The sequence below is a fragment of the Arthrobacter sp. U41 genome (genome assembly GCF_007679325.1).
GTDB lineage: Bacteria > Actinomycetota > Actinomycetes > Actinomycetales > Micrococcaceae > Arthrobacter.
Window position 1 is genome coordinate 777,795 of sequence record NZ_VEGI01000001.1, and the last position, 17,170, is coordinate 794,964.

Consider the following 17,170-nt stretch of genomic DNA (forward strand, 5'->3'; position numbering starts at 1 on the left):
GGCCAGTGGGCCGGGTCCTTTCTGTATCCACTGGTGCCTGCGGTCCTACTTGAAGCTGGCCCCCACGAGGCCGCGGGTGGCGGCCACAAGTTTCATCGGGTCCGACGAGCCTGCCGGCGGGATGTAAACAGCCGCCGACTCGGCGAATTTCAGCACCATGCCGGTGCTGGTCTCCTTGCCGCCCGCGAGGGCCGCAGCATCGTCGCCGATGGTCAGCTTGTCGCCGGAAGCCTTCGGTGTTCCGTCGAACGAGAAGTTCAGGCGGCCCAGGGCCAGGGCCCCGCCGTCGGCGGTCCGGAAGACCACAACGCTCTCCGGAACCAGTTTGTGGCTGAAGGCGAATTTGCCGTTGACGCCGGACTTCACCACATCGGCCTGGTAGGCCAGGGTGTCCGCGATGTACGGCGAGGACTTACCCTCCGCGAGCTTGTCCTTGAACTTGGATCCGGCGGAATTCAGCCGGTCACCCAGCCCGTTCAGCGCTTCCTGGCCGCTGTAAAGGAGACCGGTTTTGTCTGTCGGCGCCAGCGTCCCGGTGCCGTCCCGCTCGATCCCCGGGAAGGTGGTACCGGGCTGGAGCGGGGTGGTCAGGACCAGCTTGTAGTTCTCCCGTGGGGAGGCCTGGGTCAGGGTGAGCAGCTGCGGGACAACATTGCCCTCGCCCTGGGTCACCGCCATGACCTTGCGCGGCCAGGCGCGGTCCTCGGTGACCACCGTGGTGAGGAGCTTGGTGGCGCGGACCGGCATCCGGGGCTCGTACGAACCGACGCGGGAGCGGATCTTGTAGTTCTGCGAGCGGACTTCGAGCTCAGGACCGGCGACGCGGGGCTTGAGCTTGTTGGCGTCCTTCGCCGCGTCTCCGGCGTCGGACGCGCTGGCCACCTGCTCCAGAATGCGGCGGAACTGGGTATCGAGCAGCACCGGGGAGCCCGACGCCGGCTCTGCGCTGGCCGAAGCCTCGCCCGGTGACGGGGCGGGCGTTTGGCTGGCCTGCGCGGCCACTCCGCTGCCTGCGACGGCGGTGGCCGTCAGCACGGCGACAACCGCTCCGGAGCGCCGCAGCCGCTGAGCCGCGGTCAGCGGCTGCGTCGCTCCGGAGCGCTTCTCGGCGGCGTTCGTGGGGATGTTCGTCGGGGCTGTGTTCGTCGGGGCTGTGTTCGTCGGGGCTGCGCCCTTCGCATCAGCACCCTTCGCCTCAGCCTCCGGCGATCCGACAACGGGCACAGCGGACGTGGCTTCGGCGGACTTCCGGGCCTCGCTGCGGCCCGCAGCCTTGGCCTGCGCACGGCGGGCAAAGCTGCTGCCGCCGTCGGAGTCACCCGTTGAACCGCCGCCGGCGCCGGGACGTGCTCCGGACTTGGACTTGGGCTTGAGCACCATCAGGGCGATGCCGGCCAGGATGAGCAGGCCGCCCAGGACCATCAGCGGAACGGCCCACGGCGTAGAGGTGTCGTTCGGGTAGGTCATGGTGATCGAGGTGGGGGCCGGCTTGGTGCCGTCCGTTGCGAGCAGCAGCGACCAGTCGCCGTCGGCCGGCGCGTTCCAGTTGTACGTCAGCTCGCCGCTGGCGTTCTCCGTGCTGACCCAGAGATCGGAGCCTGCCGGTGAGGGCGCAGCGGCCTCACCCTCCGCGTGCGTCAACTGCAGCGCCTTGCCGTCCTCGGATACGCCCGAGACCGTGTTGTGCGCGGTCTTGCCGACCCAGGCGTCAACGTCGTCCGGACGGCCGGCGGCCAGCATGAAGCTGCCCTCCCCCTTGACCGTGATGGTCACGGTGCCGTCGCGCATGGTGCGCAGCTTCTCGTCAAAAACGGTCAGCGGGGCGGCCTTGGCACCCTCGGGTGCGGTGGCGGTCACGGTCTCGGCCGGAGCCCAGAATGTCTTCTGGCCAACTCCTGCCAGCAGTGTCAGGAGGCCGAGCAGCACTAATGCAACTGCAGTCTTGAAACGCAAAATATTACCTATCATCAGCGGACACGTAGCTTCAATAGTAACCGTTTTGTTACCACGGAGTCAGATCGAGGCTGCTGTCAGCCCCCTCCGGGCCGCCCGCCGGAGCTGCCTGACCGCGCCAAAACAAGCCTGCTGATAGTGTTTGCGGTGATCATCACACTGGGGCCGCCGCCGCGTCTCCGCAGGGGAAATACAGAGATTAAAGGGCTTCAACGCAGTGACTGGACACACGGACTCGTCCCCCTCAGGACCGGAAGAAAATCTGGAATCCGGCAGCACGGGGGAAAGTTCGCAGGAGCAGGTCTCCCCCCGCCGCGCAGCCCTGGCCGGGATGCTGAATTCGATGGCGTACCGGCTCCGCCAGCCGCTTCCCGGAGCCCAGCCGCGGCTTCGCTTTGAGATGCCGCCGGAGCAGGAAGACGACCCGATGGCGCCGGAGACGGAGGCGGGCACCCGCTTTGGCAACCCCGGCCCGCGGATGTCCTCCCAGCACCCCCTCTACGTCGGCTTCATGGGGACGGTCGGCGTCGGCGTGGCCCTGCTGGTCTACTGGATCGGCTCCAACACGACGCAGCTGATTCTCTGGATCGTGGCGGCGCTGTTCATCGCTTTGGGCCTGGACCCGGTGGTGCGCTGGCTCGAAGGGAAGAAGGTCCCCCGCGCCGCCGGCATCGTGATCGCCGTCGCCAGCCTGGCCCTGGGTGTAGCCGCCTTCTTCGCCACACTGATCCCGACGATCGTGCAGCAGGTCACCCAGATCGTCGAGGAGGCGCCGCGCTGGATCACGGATTTCATCAACTCCGATTTCTTCCGCAGCATCGATAACCAGTACGGGGTGCGAGAACGCATCTCCCAGGAGCTGGAGAAGTTCGTCAATGACCCCGAGGCGATGGGCGGCATCTTCGGCGGGGTGGTCGGCTTCGGCTCCACCGTGGCGAACGGACTGTTCGGCGCCCTGATCGTGCTGGTCCTGAGCCTCTACTTCCTGGCCGCCCTGCCGGCCATGAAGAAGTGGGGCTACCGCCTGGCCCCGCGGTCCCGCCGGGCCAGGGTCGAGGCCCTGTCCGAGGAAATCACCGGTTCAGTGGGCAATTACGTGATCGGCCAGGCGGTCGTCGCGCTGGTTAACGCGACCTTCGCGTTCATCGTGATGTCGATTGTCGGCGTCCCGTTCGCGGTCCTGCTGGCCTTCGTGGTGGCCCTGCTGGCGTTCATTCCCCTGGTGGGCGGCCTGATCGCCGGCGTCATCGTCACGCTGATCGCGCTCACCGCGGGCTGGCAGACGGCCGTGGTCTACGCCGTCTGCTACTTCGCCTACCTGCAGTTCGAGGCGTATTTCATCTCCCCGCGCATCATGCAGAAGGCTGTCGCTGTGCCGGGCGCCGTCGCCGTCATCTCGGTGATCGCCGGTGGCAGCCTGCTCGGCGTGCTCGGCGCGCTCATCGCGATCCCCACCGCTGCCGCCATCATGCTGCTGGTCAAGGAGATCTTCATCGTCCGCCAGGACAACCACTGACATTTGCCGCCACGGAAAAGGACAGCCGCTGCGTGGATCCACGTAGCGGCTGTCCTTTTCCGTAGCGGAATCTCTCAGGCGTGGGCTGTAGCGACCGGGCCGTCCCAGGACTGCGGCAGTTCGGTACCGGCCCCGCCCGCTCCGCCCGGCAATACCTCCTCGACAATCTCGTTGAGCACCCGGCCGGCGTACTTCTCCCCCACCCACAGGTGCTTCGCCCCGTCCACACCCACGACGCGGGCCTGCGGCACCACCTCGAAGCGCTCCTTCGCCCCGGCCGGCTGGAGGTAGTCGTCCAGCTCGGGGACCAGGACCTTGAGCGGTTTGCCGGAGGCAGCCCACTCCTTGAGATGCACGTCCGTGGCCCGGTGCAGCGGCGGGGACAGCAGAATGGCGCCTTCCACCTCGGAGGCCACCGGCTCGGACGCTCCGTACATCAGCGCGAGCTCGGTGCCGAAGGACCAGCCCACCAGCCAGCGGTTCGGCAGTCCGCGGTCGACGGCGAACTTCACGGCCGCCTCGACGTCGAGGCGTTCGCCGATGCCCTCCTCGAACGCTCCCTCGCTGGTTCCCCGCGGCGAGCCGGTGCCGCGGGTGTTGAAGCGCAGCACGGCGATGCCGGCGAGGGCGGGCAGCCGGTAGGAGGCCTTGCGGTAGACGTGCGAGTCCATAAAACCGCCGTGCGTCGGCAGCGGATGAAGGGTGATCAGGGTGGCCTTTACCTCGCCGGACTCAGGGAGCGCCAGCTCCCCCACGAGCCGGTGCCCGTCGGCGGTGCGGAGCTCCACGTTTTCCCGGCGGGCCGGGAGAACGGTGGAGGCGCGGATCGCGGTGGGTCCGGAAGGCTGGCTGAAGACGTACGACGCCGGGTCAAAACTCATGCGTCCAGCTTAGCTAAAGCAATTGGCGGCTCTGCCTGTGCAAGCGAATACGCCCCGGCTAACAGCCCCGTCCCGGCAAACGCAGGAGACGTCAGCGATACCGGTAGCTGCGTGACGTCCAGCAGTTGGTGTGCCAGTGCCGCCGCTCCGCCAGCCCGGCAGCCGCACCGAAGAGGTGGTCTTCGGACCACACGACGAGGTGAGCCACACCGGGCAGCACCGCGGTGGAACAGCCCGGGCAGATATAGGTCTTTTCGGCGCGGCCGGCGGTGATCGGCCGGACCGACCACTCGCCGTCGGGTGCGCTTTCCCGGCGCGCAAAGCCCGAGCGGGCACGTTCCAGGTCCAGCTCAGGCACTGGGCCGCCTTTGGCGCCGGGCTTCGGCGCTTTGCCGGAGCCGGTGCGTCCTGACACGGCTCGGCGGGGGCGGTTGGAACGGGGCATGGTTCCATTCTGCCCCAGCCCGGGTGCCCGCCGCCGCCGCAGGCGGTAGTGTTGACCGGGTGCGTTTAGTCATAGCCCGTTGCTCCGTTGATTATGTCGGCCGGCTCAAAGCCCATCTCCCGCTCGCCACCCGGCTCCTCCTGGTCAAGGCCGACGGTTCCGTCCTGGTCCATTCCGACGGCGGGTCCTACAAGCCGCTGAACTGGATGAGCCCGCCGGCGTCCCTGCGGGTCTCCACCCCGGACGAGGTGGACGTTGAAGTCGGCGTGGTGGAGCAGTGGACCGTCCAGTCAGCCAAGACCGACGACCGCCTGATCATCAACATCCATGAACAGCTCCACGACACCTCGCATGAACTCGGCCAGGACCCCGGGCTCATCAAGGACGGCGTGGAGGCGGACCTGCAGCGGCTGCTGGCCGACCAGATCGAACTCCTGGGCCCCGGTTTCTCCCTCATCCGGCGCGAGTACTTCACCGCCATCGGCCCGGTGGACATCCTGGCCCGGGACGCCAAAGGCGCCACAGTGGCCATCGAACTCAAACGCCGCGGGGACATCGACGGCGTCGAGCAGCTCACGCGCTACCTCGAACTGCTCAACCGCGACCCCCTCCTGGCTCCGGTCCGCGGCATCTTCGCCGCCCAGCAGATCAAGCCCCAGGCCAAGGTCCTGGCAAACGACCGCGGCATCGACTGCGTCACGCTCGACTACGACGCCATGCGCGGCGTCGACGACGTCGAATCCCGGCTCTTCTAGAAACCCCTGCGCCGGGCTTCGAACCGTTATCAGCCCAGGGCCAGCGCGAGCTGTTCCCTGAGCCCGGCATGATCAACGGGCTCCGCTGTGTCCACCGTGATGGTTGGGCCGACGGACAGGGGAACTGCCTGTGCCGTCCAGGCCGCCCAGGCCGTCGCCGCCGATGGCCCCAGGGAATGAATCTCGTGCCGCTTGCGCGACTCGTATCGGTCCCGGGCGAGCTTAGGATCGATCTCGCACCAGATTTCGACCACGGCAGGGCTGCCCGAATGCGCGATGCCTTTGGCCACGTATGCCAGGTCGCGTGGCCGGTACCACCACGATTCGACAATGGCGGTCCCGGGTATCGAAGCCGCCAGCTGCCACATGGTTTCAGACGCAATCTGCCCCAGCCTGGCGCCTGGCACATTGCCCCTGGCGATGTCGGCCAGCATTTCCTTCAGGGCGTCCTTGGAAACGACCGGCACAGACAATGCCTCACCCAGTTGCCGGCTGAGTGTGGTCTTCCCTGAGCCAGGAAGACCATTTATCAGAATAAGGGAAGTGGCCATGGTCCATTGTGGCGTCCGAGCGGGAGCCCTGCCGGGAAGCGGCTGTCCAACACAGGCAAAAGAGGCGGCGGTATTCCGCGCAGTGAATTCGTTCATTGATACTTTGTACAAATTTTATGGAATTGTGCCCCGGGCCCGTTGACCTGACGCACATGGCATGAAATTCTTATACCAGTCTTTGTGTAGGTGTTTTTCATGCTCGCAAGACATGTTGCGAGCGTGAAGCGCCTGCCGCCGAAGCCCGGATATTCCGGCCCCACAGCCAGGTTCTTCTCGCGGAGTGACCAAGTCCGGCACGAAGTGTGCCGGCCTTAACCAAGATCCATAATGAGGAGAAATACATGGCACAGGGAACTGTCAAATGGTTCAACGCTGAAAAGGGCTTCGGCTTCATCACCCCGGACGACTCCGATGGCGATGTCTTCGTTCACTACTCCGAGATCCAGACCGGCGGCTTCAAGACCCTCGACGAGAACGCCCGCGTTCAGTTCGAAATCGGCCAGGGCGCCAAGGGCCCCCAGGCTACCGGCGTGACGCTGGTCTAGTACCCCGCAGCGGAGACGGCCACGCGGCAGTCTCCGCGCAGAAATGGTCCCCGGCATTCGTGCCGGGGACCATTTTTTTGCAGCGCACCCGGCGGCGCCCTGAGGATGCGCTCCGGGGGCACATTGACACGGACACGCCGCGGAGTGGGGACCCAAGCCCCGAAATCATGGTCAAAGCCGCCCCGGACGGGGAATGGCCACGCGGGATCAGCGCACCAGGGTCCTCAGGAGCCGGGCGCTTTGCCGCACGGACAAGCCCGGCAGGTAGGCCCGGCTCAGCGCCCTGCCCATGGCGGGCAGGTGCAGGGGGTCCTGGTAGTAGAGGTACAACGTCCGGTACTCGGGTTTGAAACGGGATTTGAAGGTTGCCAGCGAACGGAACCCGTAGATGGGTTCGAGCGCCTTCCCCACGACGTCGAGAATTCCCGCCAGCCCGCCGGATCCGGTCTCCCCGCCGGCAACGTCTGCCACCTGCGCGGTGTCCTTAGCCAGCGGCGATCCGGACAGCGAAATCACTTCCACCGTGTTCCGCAGCTCCAGCACCGCGGACGCGATCAGAAATTCCATAACGCCGGGGAAGGCATCGCCGCGCCGGCGCATAAAGTCCAGCGTCCAGCTCACCAGGCGCCCGTCCGCGTACACCGGCAGCCAGCTCGTAACGCCCTGGACCTGCCCCTCCGCGTCCACCGCGAGGCAGCAGAGCACCTCTTCGTCCTCCAGCTGGTCGATACCGCCGAGGGTGAAGCCCATCTCCGGGACGGATTTCTGCGCGGCCCACTCCTCCGAAACCTCGACCAGCTGGGCGCGCAGCGCGGGCGCTAAGTCCGCGTAGCGGCCCCACACCGCGTGCACGCCGGTCTTTTTCGCCCGGTTAAGGGCGGTGCGGACGTTTTGCCAGTCCTTGCCCTTGAACTCGAGCGAACGTACCGCCAGCCTGGTTTCCTGGGCCACCGCCACCCGACGGAAACCGCGACCCCGCAGCATCGGCCACAGCTCGTCCGTGCAGGAGTAGAAGCAGGGAATCAGGGCGTGCTCGGCGCAATACCGGATGAAGCCTGCTGCGGTCTCCTCCCGGGACGCCGCCGGGCCGAAGGGTCCGGCCAGCGTCAGCGCGACGTTGCCGTGCTGCTGGTAGGCCACTCCCCCGCGGCCGTCAGGTGCGAACCCGTACCGGTTGGGCTCCCACAGCGCCATCCAGGACAGGGAGTCACCGCCCTGACGGATCAGGTTGCGGGCCGCGTCGCGGTCATCGGCTGCGGCATCGGTGCGGTGCAGCCGGCGCTGCAGAATCAGCCAGACGGCGGCAAGGGCCACCGCCCAGAAGATGATGCCTGAGGTGGCGAAGAGGAAGGCCTCGGCGGAATTTCGGCCTTGGAAGATGCGGTTGTAGGTGCCGGGGATGGGAAGCGGGAGGTACTGGCGGGAGAGCTCAGCGGCCAGGCCCAGCAGGCCGCCGTCCCGGTCCATGCCGCCGGCGGCCAGCCAGACCGCGGTGTAGCAGGAGGCCAGCACCAGCCAGGTGCCGCCGACGACGGCGGTGAGCGCCCGGCGGGCCCGGGGGCTCGTCTCGACGCGGAACTGCCGGCGGTTGGCGGCCAGCAGCACAACGAGCACGAGCGGAACCACCACAAGCGGCAGGATGTGGACCACCCCGGATCCGAGCAGGCCGGTGCGCGGCCGGCCGGGGTACTCGTGGATCCTGGCGAACAGCGACAGATAGACGGCGGCCATGACCGTGACGGCGAGCTGGAGGGTGATCGCGATCCGCAGGGCGAGCCGTCGGCCGTGACGCATGCCGTCGGCGCAGATGAGCAGCAGCACCACCGGAACCACGGCCAGTGCGAGACCCAGCGGCCCCGCGAAACCGGCCCGTCCGGCCTCGAGGCACGTGACGTCGATGCTGCCGCCGCAATATCGTTCCAACTGCGTCAGGGTGGGCAGCGGATTCAGCACGACGTCGCGCAGCAGCGCCAGCGGCCCGGTGGGGGTCCGGACCATGGCCGTCAGAATGGGACCGACGGCGAAAATCGCGACCGTCAGGGCCAGGAGATTGCGGGTCTCGCGTCCCGTGGAACGGTGGCGGTGCAGCGTGCCCCGGTCGCCCTGGATCCACCAGCCGGCTGCGAGGCCCGCCAGGGCCCCGGCTAACCCGACGACGGTCTCCGCGTGCCCGACATACAGCACCAGCATGAGGGAGATGGAGACAACGGCGGTGCGCAGCCGGCGTTGCCACAGCGTGGGCAGCAGGCCGCTGGACGCCAGCGAGACGGCGAGGACCGCCGCGTACGGGCCCATCAGCCGCGCGTCGACCATTCTGCTGAGCCAGCCGTCGTCGGCATAACGGGCAAGCTGTGTCAGCAACAGGAACAGGGTCACCGCCGCGAACTGGGCGGCGAAGTAGAACACGGCAGTGCGCCGGGTCCCCAGCTGCCGCTCGGCCAGACCCAGCAGGAGCAGGATCATCAGCGCGGCCGCGCCGTAGGCCAGCAGGTTGGTGGCAAAGAACAGGGACGTGAACAGCGACCACCACAGCCCGACTTTCAGCCCGGGGGCGCTCACTGAGGCCACGTCCAACAACGCTTCCGGAGGCCCGGAGAGGAAGCTCCCGGTGGCCGCGCCGGTGACAAGGAAAACCGCCAGGACTGTCAGGGTGAACGGGATGGAGCGCAGATGCCCCAGTGACTGGCGCAGGCCCTTGCGGCCAAGGCCTTGGAGCGGCGCGGGCCCGGTCCCCCGCGGCCGTGCCGTTGTGGCAGGGCTCACTGCCGGATACCCCAGCGGGACGCCAGGAAGTCGAGCCCGTCAGGCAGTCCCTGGGACGCCGCCTCCCAGGAGTGCCCGGCACCGGAAACGGGGCGTGCCTCCACCGTGAACCCGGCGGCACGTGCGGCGTGGGACAGGATCTCCATGTAGCCGATGAATTCAGGATCCCGCTCACCGGCGCCAAAATAGATGGCGTGTCCCTCGAAGCGGCGCTCCTGCATAATCCGCAGCGGTGTCTGGCGGTCGAAGGCTTCGGTGTCTCCGTTGAAGGAGGCGGCGATGGTTTTTTCGCGCTCCTTGGCCAGGGCGGGTTCCTTCTCGCTGGAAAAGGCCAGCGCGGAGCTGTAGATGTCCGGATGCCGCGTCACCATCTGCATCGCGCAGGTTGCGCCGAAAGAGAATCCGCCGGCCGCCCACTGCGAGGGCTCCTTGTTCACGTCCAGCGTCCGTTTGATCCACGCAGGCACGTCCACGGCGAGGAAGGTGTCGGCCCGGGCGATCCTGCTGTCCATGCAGAGGGTGTTGCCCGAGGAGGAGCCGTTGGGGTCCACCACAACCACCACCGGGGCCACCCCGCGGTGTTCCGCCGCGTACCGGTCCATGCGGCTGCGCAGCGCCCCGCCGGTGAGCCAGTCGGCCGGCGCGCCCGGCTGGCCGGCGAACAGGACCAGAACGGGCAGGGCCGGGCGCGGGCTGGTCCGGTAGGCCGGCGGCAGGTAGATGTAGGCCTCGCGGCTCTGGAAGCCCGAGGTGGTTCCCGGGATAACGGCGCGCCGCAGCAGACCGCCGTCGGGCAGCCCTTCCGGAGGCGTCCAGCCGGCCAGGCTGAGGCCGGCAGGGGCTCCGGGGGTGCGTTGAAGCCCGTCTTCCAGCGGCGGGACCCGCGCCACGGCGGTGCCCAGCAGATCGCTGACGGTGTGGTTGAGGCCAAAGTAGATGTTGGTCTGCAGGGCAGAGAGGATAACGACGCCCAGCAGGGCTCCCGTGGACAGCACGGTAGTCCGTGCAGGACGGGGCCGGTCTGGGTGTTCAAGGGACGGCGTGTGACCGGTCCGCCAGGTTCGCCACACGCGCATGAGCCAGAGCAGCAGTGCCGCGACCGCGGGAAGGGACCAGGCAAGGACCTCACCCGGCAGTTCGCCGGGGAAGACGGAAAAGACGTAGATCATCAGCCAGTGCGCACCGGCGAGCAGCACGGCGGCGGACAGGATGACAAGGGCGACAGTAGCGAGGAGCCCCGGCCAGCGGGGCCCGGCCGCGTCCTTGCGGGGCCGGCCCGCATGCCGGAGGAGGTAGGCCGCGCCCGCGGCGCCCGCAGCCCAGGCAATCCACAGCACCGGCCCGTCCACGAGCCGGAGGTCTTCGAGGAAATCCACCCGGGCTAGCGCCAGGTGCCGACGCCGACGACCGGCCCGGCTTCAAGCCAGGAGGACAGCCCGGTGTAGGCGTCGAACCGCATCGCGAGGAGGACGTCCTGCCCTTCGTACCGGAGTTCAACGATCACGGCGTCGGGCTGGACCTTGACGAGCTCGGATTCGGTGGGCTTGCGCCGGCCGATCAGTTCCAGGGAGCTCCGTCGGAAAGTGTGCTTGGGCCGCATGCTCAGCGAGGCAAGGCGGAACCACTCAAGGTCGTTGTCCTGATAACGACAAACCCCCATCTGCCAGCTGTTACCAGCCGTGCAAATGGAGGCGTCCACCGTGCCCAGGGCGCGCCGCAGATTGAAGCGGCGCACCCCGGAAAGGCACAGTGCAAATACCAGCAACGTAAAGATCGTTGCCAGGACGATGAACGGAATAACAGTATCGTTCATCAAGGTCGTGCTAGCGGATCCCCGCAGTAGCCGCGTCGCCCATTTGGGCGTTGTCAGCAACAATGACGACCCGGTTGTTGTCGACGGAGAAGAAACCGCCGTCGACGACTACAGCAATGCGGTCACCGGACACCGGCTGGATTGCCAGTTCACCTTCGGCCAGAATCGCCAGCAGGGGCGAGTGGCCGGGCAGGATTCCGATTTCACCATCGCTGGTGCGGGCCTTGACCATCTGGGCCGCTCCGGACCACACGAAGTGGTCCGCTGCGACAATCTCAACCTCAAGCTCAGCCATATTACTTGGTCTGTTCCTGGATCTTGGCCCACTGGCGCTCGACGTCATCGAGGCCGCCGACGTTGAAGAACGCCTGCTCTGCGATGTGGTCCAGCTCGCCGTCGCAGATCGCGGTGAAGCCTTCAACGGTGTCCTTGATGGACACGGTGGAGCCTTCGACGCCGGTGAACTGCTTGGCGGTGTAGGTGTTCTGCGACAGGAACTGCTGGATGCGGCGTGCACGCGACACGACGATCTTGTCTTCTTCAGAAAGCTCGTCAACGCCGAGGATGGCGATGATGTCCTGGAGTTCCTTGTTCTTCTGCAGGATCTGCTTGACGCGGACGGCCGTGTTGTAGTGGTCGTTGCCGATGTACTGCGGATCCAGGATGCGGGAGGTCGACGTCAGCGGGTCAACGGCCGGGTACAGACCACGGGAAGCGATTTCACGGGAAAGTTCCGTGGTCGCGTCGAGGTGTGCGAAGGTCGTGGCCGGGGCCGGGTCGGTGTAGTCATCTGCGGGGACGTAGATGGCCTGCATCGAGGTGATCGAGTGGCCCTTGGTGGACGTGATGCGCTCCTGGAGGAGTCCCATCTCGTCAGCCAGGTTGGGCTGGTAGCCCACGGCCGACGGCATGCGGCCGAGGAGGGTGGAAACCTCGGAGCCTGCCTGGGTGAAGCGGAAGATGTTGTCGATGAAGAGCAGCACGTCCTGGTTCTGCACATCGCGGAAGTACTCCGCCATGGTCAGGGCGGACAGGGCCACGCGCAGACGCGTTCCCGGCGGCTCATCCATCTGGCCGAATACAAGGGCGGTGTCCTTGAGGACGCCTGCCTCTTCCATTTCAACCCAGAGGTCGTTACCTTCACGGGTACGCTCGCCCACACCGGCGAACACCGAGGTGCCACCAAAGTTGCGGGCAACACGGGTGATCATTTCCTGGATCAGCACGGTCTTGCCGACGCCGGCACCACCGAACAGACCGATCTTGCCACCCTTGATGTACGGGGTGAGAAGGTCGATGACCTTGATGCCGGTTTCCATCATCTCGGTGGAACCCTCAAGCGTCGCGAAGGCGGGAGCCTTGCGGTGGATCGGCCAGCGCTCGGTGATCTCGAGTTCCGACTCGGCCACGTCCAGCGGCTGTCCGAGGACGTTGAAGATGTGTCCCTTGACGACGTCGCCAACAGGCACGGAGATGGGGGCACCCGAGTCCACTACGGCGGTGCCGCGGACGAGTCCGTCGGTTGCCTGCAGGGAGATGGCGCGAATGACGTTGTCGCCGAGGTGCAGCGCAACCTCGAAGGTGATCGTCTTGGTCTCACCGTTGAGAGTAATCTCGGTGGTGAGTGCGTTGTAAATCGAGGGGATTGCGTCAGCCGGGAATTCGACGTCGACAACCGGGCCAATAACACGTGCAATACGGCCGGTAGCACCGGTCGTCGCGGCTACGTGTTCGGTAGCAGTGGCAGTCATCTCTCTCACTTCACTCAGTAGATGGCGTTGGGGTTAAGTTTACTTTGGTGCAGGTACAGCTGGTTCCGGGCTCGGGGAGGCTAGGACGCGTTCAACGCGTCGGCACCGGCCACGATTTCGGAAAGCTCCTGCGTAATTTCAGCCTGGCGGGCGGTGTTGCGCAGACGCGTGAACTTCTTGATGAGCTCCGTGGCGTTGTCTCCGGCGGACTTCATTGCCCGCTGGCGGGCAGCGAGTTCCGAAGCTGCTGCCTGCAGCATCGCGGCGAAGATGCGGGACTCGATGTAGCGCGGCAGCAGAGCGTCGAGAACCTGCTCCGTCTCCGGCTCGAATTCGTAGAGCGGCAGGAGGTCCGATTCGGACACGGCCTGCTCCTCGACAACCTCAAGCGGGAGAAGACGCACAACGGTCGGTTCCTGGGTGACCATGGACTTGAAGCGGGTGTAGACGACATGGATCTCGTCGACGCCGCCCTCGGCGTAGTCCGTCGCAAAGTCCGTCAGCAGTGCCTCGCCGATTTCCTGTGCGGTGGCAAACTCCGGTGCGTCCGTGCCGCCGGTCCAAACACGCTCGTAAGGACGGTTCCGGAAGTCGAAGTATGCCTGCGCCTTGCGGCCGACCAGGTACATCTTGACTTCCTTGCCCTCCTCGACGAGGAGCTCGTTGAGGCCTTCCGCCTGCTTGAGCACACTCGCGGAGTACGAACCTGCGAGGCCACGGTCCGAGGTGATTACCAGGACGGCGGCCCGGCGGATCTGCTCCGGCTCGGTGGTCAGCGGGTGGTCGATTTCGCTCTGGCTTGCGACAGCAGAAACGGCACGCGTGATGGCGTTTGCGTAAGGCAGTGAAGCTGCTACGCGTGCTCGGGCCTTCCCGATGCGCGAGGTAGCGATCAGTTCCATCGCCTTGAAGATCTTGCGCATCGACGTCGTCGAGCTGATCTTCTGGCGGTAGACCCGGATCTGGGCTCCCATACTTATCCTTTCCTAAGATCCCGGTGGCCGGGACTGCCGGAACCCGCGGGGGTCCCGGCAGTCCCTGCCAGCGAAACTAGCGCTTCTGCTTGACGATTTTTTCCTGGTCGACCTGTGCCTCGTCGATGGGGGCGTGTTCTTCGTGCCCCGCACCCACCAGGAGGTTGTCTCCCTCGCCGAAGAAGCCCTTCTTGAAGTCCACGATCGCGGTCTTCAGTGCTTCTGCAGTGTCATCGCTCATGACGTTGGTCTGGGCCAGCGTCGTCAGGATGGAGGACTTGTGCTTCAGGTGCTCCAGGAACTCGGTCTCGAAGCGGTTGATGTCTTCAACCGGAACCTCGTCCAGGTGGCCGTTGGTGCCGGCCCAGATGGAGACGACCTGGTTCTCAACCGGGAACGGTGAGTACTGGCCCTGCTTGAGCAGTTCCATCAGGCGTGCACCGCGGGTCAGCTGCTGGCGCGATGCGGCGTCGAGGTCCGACGCGAACATTGCGAATGCCTGCATGTCGCGGTACTGGGCCAGTTCCAGCTTCAAGGTACCGGAGACCTTCTTCATGGACTTGACCTGGGCGGAGCCACCGACGCGGGAGACGGAGACACCCACGTCGACAGCCGGACGCTGGTTGGCGTTGAAGAGGTCCGACTGGAGGAAGATCTGGCCATCGGTGATGGAGATCACGTTGGTCGGGATGTAGGCGGAGACGTCGTTTGCCTTGGTCTCGATGAGCGGCAGGCCGGTCATCGAACCTGCACCGAGCTCGTCGGAGAGCTTGGCACAACGCTCCAGCAGGCGGGAGTGCAAGTAGAACACGTCGCCCGGGTAGGCTTCGCGGCCCGGCGGGCGGCGCAGCAGCAGTGACACTGCACGGTAGGCCTCGGCCTGCTTGGAGAGGTCATCAAACACGATGAGGACGTGCTTGCCGCCGTACATCCAGTGCTGGCCGATTGCCGAACCGGCGTACGGTGCCAGGTACTTGAAGCCTGCGGGGTCGGAGGCGGGGGAAGCCACGATGGTGGTGTATTCCAGTGCGCCGTTGTCCTCAAGGGTCTGACGGACAGCCGCGATGGTGGATGCCTTCTGGCCGATGGCCACGTAGATGCAGCGCACCTGCTTGTTGACATCCCCGGAAGCCCAGTTGGCCTTCTGGTTGATGATCGTGTCGATCGCGATTGCCGACTTGCCGGTCTGGCGGTCACCGATGATCAGCTGACGCTGGCCGCGGCCGATCGGAATCATGGCGTCGATAGCCTTGAGGCCGGTCTGCATCGGCTCGTGGACCGACTTGCGCTGGGTCACGCCGGGCGCCTGGAGTTCCAGTGCACGGGTGGTCTCGGCCTTGATCTCGCCGAGGTCATCAATGGGCTCGCCCAGCGGGTCAACGACGCGGCCGAGGAAGGCGTCGCCCACCGGCACGGACAGAACCTGTCCGGTGCGGTGGACTTCCTGGCCTTCTTCGATGCCGGTGAAGTCACCGAGGATGATGACGCCGATTTCGCGGACGTCGAGGTTCTGGGCCAGGCCCAGCGTGCCGTCTTCGAAGCGAAGCAGCTCGTTCGCCATGACCGAGGGAAGGCCCTCAACACGGGCGATGCCGTCACCTGCGGTTGTTACACGGCCGACCTCTACGCGCTCTGCGTTTCCGGGTTCGTAGGACGCCGCGAACTCGTTCAACGCATTACGGACGTCGTCGGCGTTGATGGTCAATTCGGCCATCTGCAGTCCCTGCTCTCCTGTTTTCGTGATCATCGTTGCTCACGATGACCGGGGTTTTATCAGTTAAGTTGTGCTTGTCCGGCTTGCTAGGCAAGCTGACGGTGAAGCTGGCCCAGACGGGCAAGAACCGAAGCGTCAACCACTTCGTCACCCACCTGGATCCGGATGCCACCGATGAGTGCCGGGTCAACATTCATGTTGATTTTGAGCTCCCGCCCGTAAAGGGCATTCAGCCCCGCCTGCAGGCGGCTGGTCTGCGTTTCCGTCAGCGGACGGGTGACACTGACCGTGGCAATCCAGCGCTGCTGGCGCTTGGCTGCAAGCTCGGCGAAGCGACGGACGAGCTTGGTCGCCTTGAGGCCACGCGGGTGCGACACTGCCTGTCCAATCAGGACTTTCGCTTCCTCGCTGGCACTGGGTACGAGCTTTTCAGCGAGGGCAACCTTGGCAGCCGGGCTCGCCTGGGGTTCGGACACAGCACGCTGGACCTCGTGGTTGGACTCCACAGCCTGGTTGAAGGAGAACAGATCGTTCTCCAGCGCTTCCAGGCCGGTGATTCCCGAGGCAGAGACGGCAGACTTGTTCTCAGCAACGGCGATGACCACCGAAGCGGCAAGAGTCTCGAGTGCATCGCCGATATCCCGGGCGGAAGCCCAGCGCGAGCCGGCCAGTCCGCTCGCGATTTCCACAGCGTCCGCGGAGACTTTCCCGCTGAAGAGCTGCTTGATAAGCGCTGACTTTTCGTCGCCGCTGCGGGACGGGTCAGTCAGGGCGCGGCGCAAGCCAGCCGAGGTGTCCACCGTTCCCAGGATTCCGAAGAGTTCCTTAGCCAACTGCAGCGAGGCAAAAGGAAGCTTGGCTTCCAGCGCCACCAGCGCCGCGGTCAGCGATTCGCTCGATACACCTGCCATTACTTAGCTGCACCTGCGTTCTGGTTCTCCAGATCTGCCAGGAAGCGGTCAACCACACGGGCCGAACGCGCGTCGTCCTCGAGCGACTCGCCGACAATGCGGCCAGCCAGCGTGGTGGCAAGGGTGCCCACCTCCGTGCGGAGCGACACAACGGCCGCCTGACGCTCGGACTGGATCGCCGCGTGGGCCTGCGCCGTGATGCGGGCAGACTCTACAGCTGCCTTCTCCTTCAGGTCCGCAAGGATCTGAGCGCCTTCGGCACGGGCTTCCTCGCGGATGCGGTTTGCCTCGGCACGGGCATCGGTGAGCTGCTGCTTGTACTCTTCGAGTGCAGCGGAAGCCTCTGCCTGCGCCTTTTCAGCCTTGGCGATGCCGCCTTCAATGGCCTCAGCACGCTCTGCGAAGGTCTTTTCGAACATCGGGACAACGTACTTGACCACGATGAACATAAGAACAGCAAAGCCGGCGAAGACGACAAGCATTTCCCAGGGATTGGGAACCAGAGGGTTGGTGCCCTCCGTGGCGGCTGAGATGATCAGCTGATTCATAATTCACCCGTCCTTATCTACTCGGTTCTGGATGTTCGCTTAGTTCTAAA

Annotated in this window: 16 protein-coding genes; 3 read left to right on the forward strand and 13 right to left on the reverse strand. The window is 65.7% G+C overall.

Annotation, left to right across the window (positions count from 1 at the left end; translation table 11 throughout):
* Window positions 1–45: 45 nt before the first annotated feature.
* Complete coding sequence (locus FS787_RS03570) at window positions 46–1,968, reverse strand: hypothetical protein (protein ID WP_260982375.1); 1,923 nt, start codon at window positions 1,966–1,968, stop codon at window positions 46–48.
* A gap of 316 nt (window positions 1,969–2,284) precedes the next feature.
* Between FS787_RS03570 and FS787_RS03575 the strand changes: the two genes are divergently transcribed.
* Window positions 2,285–3,469, forward strand: coding sequence for an AI-2E family transporter (locus FS787_RS03575; RefSeq protein WP_144671917.1), 1,185 nt, complete (start codon window positions 2,285–2,287; stop codon window positions 3,467–3,469).
* Between the two features lie 74 nt (window positions 3,470–3,543).
* Here FS787_RS03575 and FS787_RS03580 read toward each other — a convergent pair whose 3' ends face one another.
* Window positions 3,544–4,350: an alpha/beta hydrolase gene (locus FS787_RS03580; RefSeq protein ID WP_144670928.1), complete on the reverse strand. Its 807-nt coding sequence runs from the start codon at window positions 4,348–4,350 to the stop codon at window positions 3,544–3,546.
* Window positions 4,351–4,441: 91 nt separating this feature from the next.
* Window positions 4,442–4,795 (reverse strand): ATP/GTP-binding protein, encoded by a 354-nt coding sequence (locus FS787_RS03585; RefSeq protein ID WP_144670929.1) that lies wholly within the window; start codon window positions 4,793–4,795, stop codon window positions 4,442–4,444.
* Window positions 4,796–4,854: 59 nt separating this feature from the next.
* Here FS787_RS03585 and nucS point away from each other — a divergent pair, with 59 nt between their 5' ends.
* A complete protein-coding gene (gene nucS / locus FS787_RS03590) occupies window positions 4,855–5,550 on the forward strand; it encodes an endonuclease NucS (RefSeq protein WP_144670930.1) in 696 nt (231 codons plus the stop codon).
* Between the two features lie 29 nt (window positions 5,551–5,579).
* On the opposite strand, the gene FS787_RS03595 is transcribed toward nucS, so the two are convergent.
* On the reverse strand, window positions 5,580–6,197 hold the full coding sequence (locus FS787_RS03595; protein WP_144670931.1) for an AAA family ATPase: 618 nt from the start codon (window positions 6,195–6,197) through the stop codon (window positions 5,580–5,582).
* Between the two features lie 245 nt (window positions 6,198–6,442).
* On the opposite strand from FS787_RS03595, the gene FS787_RS03600 reads away from it, so the two are divergent.
* On the forward strand, window positions 6,443–6,646 hold the full coding sequence (locus tag FS787_RS03600; RefSeq protein ID WP_024365900.1) for a cold-shock protein: 204 nt from the start codon (window positions 6,443–6,445) through the stop codon (window positions 6,644–6,646).
* A 207-nt stretch (window positions 6,647–6,853) separates the two neighbouring features.
* On the opposite strand, the gene FS787_RS03605 is transcribed toward FS787_RS03600, so the two are convergent.
* From FS787_RS03605 to FS787_RS03645, 9 genes are all read right to left on the reverse strand, one after another.
* Complete coding sequence (locus FS787_RS03605) at window positions 6,854–9,409, reverse strand: bifunctional lysylphosphatidylglycerol flippase/synthetase MprF (protein ID WP_144670932.1); 2,556 nt, start codon at window positions 9,407–9,409, stop codon at window positions 6,854–6,856.
* Window positions 9,406–10,785 carry an esterase family protein gene (locus tag FS787_RS03610; RefSeq protein ID WP_144670933.1) on the reverse strand — a complete coding sequence of 460 codons (1,380 nt, stop codon included), beginning with the start codon at window positions 10,783–10,785 and terminating at the stop codon, window positions 9,406–9,408. Before FS787_RS03610 ends, FS787_RS03605 begins: the two co-directional genes overlap by 4 nt.
* 5 nt (window positions 10,786–10,790) lie before the next feature.
* A complete protein-coding gene (locus FS787_RS03615; RefSeq protein ID WP_144670934.1) occupies window positions 10,791–11,222 on the reverse strand; it encodes a DUF2550 domain-containing protein in 432 nt (143 codons plus the stop codon).
* Window positions 11,223–11,232: 10 nt separating this feature from the next.
* Window positions 11,233–11,517 (reverse strand): F0F1 ATP synthase subunit epsilon, encoded by a 285-nt coding sequence (locus FS787_RS03620; protein ID WP_144670935.1) that lies wholly within the window; start codon window positions 11,515–11,517, stop codon window positions 11,233–11,235.
* A gap of 1 nt (window position 11,518) precedes the next feature.
* The gene (gene atpD, locus FS787_RS03625) at window positions 11,519–12,973 is read right to left on the reverse strand and encodes a F0F1 ATP synthase subunit beta (protein ID WP_056426125.1); all 1,455 of its coding nucleotides are present in this window, start codon (window positions 12,971–12,973) and stop codon (window positions 11,519–11,521) included.
* An 80-nt stretch (window positions 12,974–13,053) separates the two neighbouring features.
* Window positions 13,054–13,947 (reverse strand): F0F1 ATP synthase subunit gamma, encoded by an 894-nt coding sequence (locus tag FS787_RS03630; RefSeq protein WP_144670936.1) that lies wholly within the window; start codon window positions 13,945–13,947, stop codon window positions 13,054–13,056.
* A 76-nt stretch (window positions 13,948–14,023) separates the two neighbouring features.
* Window positions 14,024–15,661, reverse strand: coding sequence for a F0F1 ATP synthase subunit alpha (gene atpA, locus FS787_RS03635; RefSeq protein ID WP_144670937.1), 1,638 nt, complete (start codon window positions 15,659–15,661; stop codon window positions 14,024–14,026).
* Window positions 15,662–15,747: 86 nt separating this feature from the next.
* Entirely contained in the window at window positions 15,748–16,572 is an 825-nt protein-coding gene (locus FS787_RS03640; protein WP_144670938.1) for a F0F1 ATP synthase subunit delta, read from the reverse strand.
* Window positions 16,572–17,120 carry a F0F1 ATP synthase subunit B gene (locus FS787_RS03645; RefSeq protein ID WP_144670939.1) on the reverse strand — a complete coding sequence of 183 codons (549 nt, stop codon included), beginning with the start codon at window positions 17,118–17,120 and terminating at the stop codon, window positions 16,572–16,574. The genes FS787_RS03640 and FS787_RS03645 overlap by 1 nt, the downstream gene beginning before the upstream one ends.
* Between the last annotated feature and the right edge of the window lie 50 nt (window positions 17,121–17,170).